Raw genomic sequence first — 5,625 nt, forward strand, 5'->3', positions numbered from 1 at the left:
AGCAGATCCAAAAGAAGAGCACAATAGTTATCAGGATTATCCAAAAGTATTGAAACAGATGGAAGAGCTATTAAAGCATATTAAAGAACAGCAGATTAGCAGATAGATTTACAGAGAGTATATGAAGTTATTTAAGGTTTTAGTTTTTATTTTAATCAGCTCTCAGGCTTTTGCACAATTGCAATCCGATATCTGCGAACAAAATGTTCCGCAGAACTGGAAAGTTATTGACGGGAAATTGAGCATGAGCGGTCTGCATTTCAAAATGGGAAAGCAGTCTGTTAAATGGGATTGGAATAAGAACGGCAGTGCAGTCAATATAAAAGATAAGGCATTCGAATCTGTACAGAACGATCCTAGAAGCACATTCGTTTTCTGGTTATACAATGAAAAGAATATTGAAGACCAATTGCAGTTTGTTTTCTACAAAGGTGAAAAAGAAATCTATAAATTCGATTTCAATTTAAACTATACCGGATGGAGGACAGCCTGGGTGATGTACCACAGAGACATGGTCAAACTGGCTGATGAAGGAATTGACAGGATGGAAATTAAAGCTCCGCAATCAGCAAAAAAAGGAACTTTATATCTCGATCAGGTTATTTATTACGTAAATATCAATCCGCGTTCGCCTATGCGCGACCTGCAGGTTCCTTTTGTAAATCTGGAAGGAGACAAAGCGGCAAACGCGCATTGGAATTCTTTATATAAGTTCAATGCTAATCCCGGTTACCTTCCTTTGCCAAAAGAAGTTGCTGCAAAAGACCAGAAGCAGTTCGGCCAGATAACAAACAGATATTTAAAACTGATTACCGCTAAAAAGATAGCAGATGAATCCCGTCTGTTAGATTCTTTAAAAAAGGATTTTGCCTTTTGGAATATCCAAAGAAATAAAGGAAACATTACCGGCAAGATGATTTATTCCGTTAATGATATTGAACTAACCGGAGATGGTTTACTGGCAAAAGCCAAAGCAGCAAACGAAAAATCAAATATTAAGAGATATGCACAGCTGATGCTTTCGGTAGCGCGTTTGCATAACCAGTCGGTCAACAAAAACATAAAGCAGGAGGCAGCAATAATCTATCTGGATTTACTGGACCACATGGAAGACCAGGGGTGGAGTTACGGAAGCGGCATGGGCGCCCTGCACCATTTGGGTTATAATCTGGCAGATTACTATAGCTCTTGTTTGATTATGAAAGATATAATCAAACAAAACGGCAGACTGGACCGTACATTCAAAACCATGTATTGGTTTAGCGGTTTGGGCAGAACTTTAGAAAAGCCAGAGCAGTTGCCGGTTTCCAATATCGATGTCTTTAATACATTATTGGGAAGTATGCTGAGCTCCGCATTGGTTTTAGACGACGGGCCAGAGAAGCTCCGTTACCTGCAGCATTTTTCTAAATGGATGTCTCATAATGTAAAGCCAAATTTGGAAATAACAGGAGCATTTAAGCCAGACGGCGCTGTTTTTCATCATGGTACACTGTATCCGGCTTATGGTACTGGTGGTTATAGCGGTTTAGCACCCATTATTTATGTGTTAAGTCAAACACAGTTTCAAATAGATGATGATGCCCATCAGTCATTTAAAGACAATATGCTGATGATGCATTACTATACCAATCCCACACGCTGGCCCATCAGTGTTTCTGGAAGGCATCCAACAGGAAATTGGCGCATTCCGGATATGCCTTATGCCTATATGGCACTTTCTGGTTCTCCGGATGGAAAAGAAAAGATAGATAAACAAATGGCAGCTGTATATCTGCTGATTAATAAGAACGAAAAAAGTCCGTATGCCAAACGGTTTAAAGATATGGGAATATCTCCGGCAGTTTATCCGGCAATGCACCATACGCTTAATTTTGGATTACTGGATATCCATAGAAGAAACGATTGGCTGCTTACCATCAAAGGACATAACCGGTATATAGTTAGCCATGAGTCGTATCCAAATGCCAATGTATTTGGCCGTTATTCCAGCTACGGGCAGCTAGAAGTGCTTTATCCGGAAAGTCAGAAAACAATAGCTTCTAACTTTAGAGATAAAGGATGGGACTGGAACCGGATTCCCGGTACTACAACTTTGCATGTTCCGTTAGACATTTTAAGGGCAGATATAAAAAATGTAGACGACTATAGCGGGGTAGAAGAGATGCTGCTTACAGATGAACTTTTCGCAGGAGGAGTGCATTTAGATAAGCAGGGAGTTTTTGCAATGAAATTGAAAGGCCACGACAAGTATAAAACGGGAAGTTTTAGGGCGACGAAATCGTGGTTCACTTTTGATAGTTTGGTAGTGGCGCTAGGTTCGGATATTTCTAACCACACGATGGAATATCCGACCGAAACCACGCTCTTCCAGAATTATTTGAATGATAAAAGCGATGCCATTTATGTAAACGGTACCAAAATAAGCAGCTTCCCTTACACAAGCGGGAAAGCTATAAATACCGTTTTGGATAACAGAAAAATAGGTTATTACATTCCGGAAAGCCAACAAACAGTTGTATATAAGCAAAACCAGACTTCCAGAGATCAGAAAGATTTAAAGGAAACCAATGGCAATTTTGCAGGTTTGTATATCAATCATGGCAATGCGCCTAAGCATGAGGGCTATGAATATGCTATGCTTATAGATACCGATAACAAAAAGCTGGCAGATTTTGCAGCGCAGATGAAAAGCAAAAAGGCAATTTATACGGTTCTGCAAAAGGACAGTCTAATGCATAGTGTAAAATATCATCCGCAGCATATAACAGGCTTGTCTATTTTTAAATCAAATGTAAATCTTGCGGATAAATACGTTTTAAATAATAGTAGGCCATGTTTGGTGATGTACAAAGACCAGCAAAATCAATTGGATTTAGCTGTGGTAGATCCTGATCTGGCTTTTTACGAAGGTGATGACGACACCCCAAGGAACGCTGATGGAACCAGGAAAGAGGTTAGTATTTATTCGAGATACTGGTTTAAAACACCGTCTAAGCCAACAGTGGTTAAGATGACTATAAAGGGAAGCTGGAAAAAGGCTGATACGGCTAACAACCAATATCAATTAGAGGAAACTAAGGACGGAAATACTTTACTGACGGTACATTGTAAGTACGGTTTGACAACAAATATGAGTTTGATAAGAAATGATGTGGAGACATCGGCTGTGCGTTTAGGGAAGTAGGGGTATGTTGCCCTCATCTGGCCTTTGGAGAGAAAGAAACTTTACCTGTTCGTAGAGTTTAGTGAAACGGCTCTACGAATTATAAAATAAAAAAGAGTCTTCAGACTCCCTGTTAAAAAACAGAAATTTATTTCTGTTCCAACGTATCAGGTATAAGTTTTTGCTGCCGGCATATTTGCCGTAACAGGAATTTTTATGAAATAATGAAGTTTAGAAACTTCATTTTATTGGATAAATCCGTAGAGACGCTACGCTTAACTCTACGGACAGAAAATGGCATGATGAGATGCTGAAGCGAGTTCAGCATGACAGAAAAGCAAAATGTAAATGGTAACTGATGGAAGAATCCCACAAGCAGAGCGCATTGCTTTTTATGATGAGATACTTCATTACATTCAGCAAGACGAAATATGAGCGGTTTCTGAGTTAATTACGTAAATGTGTATTTGTTTCGCGTATGCGTCAAGTTAGAAGGAAAATAACATAAATGTAGAGGATTAGACTCTTCGTCATTCTGATTCCGTTTTGAACGGGAGAAGAATCCCACAAGCAAAGTGCGTTGCTTTTATAATGGGATGCCTGCCTGACCGGCGAGGCAGGCTTCGCTACACTCAGCATGACGAAATATGCGAGGCATCTGCGTTAACTTGAATGCTAATTCATTATAGGGAGATCATCGAAATAACGCAGATTAGCTACGGGTTAAAGAACCAATAAAGAGATACAGAAGAACAGAAAGAAGATATTTATTTTAATAATTCCATAAAATAATACAGAAATGAAGAAACTGATTTTAATTGCTTTATTATTTTGTACAAGCGGGCTTTCTCAGGCTCACGCTCAGCAAAAAGCTAAACAGCCAAATGTTATTGTCATTGTAAGTGACGATGCTGGCTATGCTGATTTTGGCTGTTATGGCGGAAAAGAAATTCCAACGCCCAACATAGATGCACTGGCAAAGAACGGAACTTTGTTTACAGATGCTTATGTTTCGGCTTCAGTTTGCGCCCCTTCCAGAGCAGGTATATTAACCGGAATGTACCAGCAGCGTTTCGGTTTTGAGCATAACATTTCTGAGCTTCCTGTTAAGCCCTACACACAAAATGATGTGGGAATGGACCCGAAAATAAAGACTATTGGAGACCAAATGCAGCATAATGGCTATCGTACCATTGCTATTGGCAAATGGCATCAGGGAGATTTAGCACAATATTTTCCGTTGAAGAGAGGTTTCGATGAGTTTTACGGATTTATTGGTGGACATAGAAATTTTTTCGGCTATAAAGGTGGGAAGGCTCCTTCTAACGAGCTGGCTCTGTATGACAATAATAAAATTGTTCCGGAAAATACCATTACCTATCTAACGGATATGTTTACAGACAAGGCTATTTCTTTTGTGAAAGAAAATAAAGATAAGCCGTTTTTTATGTATCTGGCGTATAATGCGGTGCATGTGCCTATGAATGCTAAAAAGGAATTGATGGATAGGTTTCCAAATATTACAGATCCGGGAAGAAAAGCTTATGCTGCCATGATGACTTCTTTGGATGATGGTGTTGGAGCTTTGGTTAAAGTATTGAATGCTGAAAAAATTTATGACAATACACTAATTATTTTTATTAATGATAATGGTGCCGCTACCGGAAACTATGCAGACAATGGAAAGCTTAGAGGTTTAAAAGGCTCTAAATGGGAGGGCGGAATAAGAGTTGCCTATATTATGCAGTATCCGGATCAGATTCCTGCCGGGAAGTTGTATCATAAAATGGTTTCTGCACTGGATATTATGCCAACTGCTGTTGGTGCCGGAAACGGTAAACTGATAAGCGGACAGGTAACTGATGGTAAGAATCTGATTCCTTATGTAAATAGCAGTGTTAAAAAAGCCCCTCATGAAGATTTATTCTGGAGAAGGGGTATTGCTGCTGCGGTTAGAAGTGGCGAAAAATGGAAGCTTATAAGAAGCGGAGATACTAATCCTGTGCTATTGTTCAATTTGAAAAAGGATATTTCAGAAACTAAAAATCTGGCCAAATCACATCCGGCAAAGGTTAAAAAGCTGATGGCTAAATTAGAAAACTGGGAAAAGACTGTAGATCAGCCGCATTGGATTAGTCCGTATGGAGATCATAACCAGATTATGAAACATAGGATGGAGGTTATTGGAAGGGAAATGGAATTGAAATATCCGTAGGATTAGCCTTCTTACGTCATTCTGATCCCGTTTTGAACGGGAGAAGAATCCCATATATAGGGTATGTTGTCTTTATAATGGGATGCTTCGTTACACTCAGCATGACGAGTTACGAATGGCTTCTGCGTTAACTTGATGCTAAAGTAAAGTGCTTACATCAAGTTAAGAGGGGAAATAACATAGGAACGAAGGATTAGCCTTCTTACGTCATTCTGATCCCGTTTTGAACGGGAGAAGAATCCCA

At 39.4% G+C, this 5,625-nt stretch carries 2 protein-coding genes; both read left to right on the top strand.

Features of this window, described 5'->3' with window-relative positions; translation table 11 throughout:
- Positions 1-121 precede the first annotated feature (121 nt).
- Complete coding sequence (locus ABWO41_RS14725) at positions 122-3,187, top strand: chondroitinase family polysaccharide lyase (protein ID WP_353139658.1); 3,066 nt, start codon at positions 122-124, stop codon at positions 3,185-3,187.
- 778 nt (positions 3,188-3,965) lie between these two features.
- The gene (locus ABWO41_RS14730; RefSeq protein WP_353139661.1) at positions 3,966-5,381 is read left to right on the top strand and encodes a sulfatase-like hydrolase/transferase; all 1,416 of its coding nucleotides are present in this window, start codon (positions 3,966-3,968) and stop codon (positions 5,379-5,381) included.
- Positions 5,382-5,625 lie beyond the last annotated feature (244 nt).

It is taken from the genome of Pseudopedobacter sp. (genome assembly GCF_040392825.1).
In the GTDB taxonomy this organism is placed as follows: Bacteria; Bacteroidota; Bacteroidia; order Sphingobacteriales; family Sphingobacteriaceae; genus Pseudopedobacter.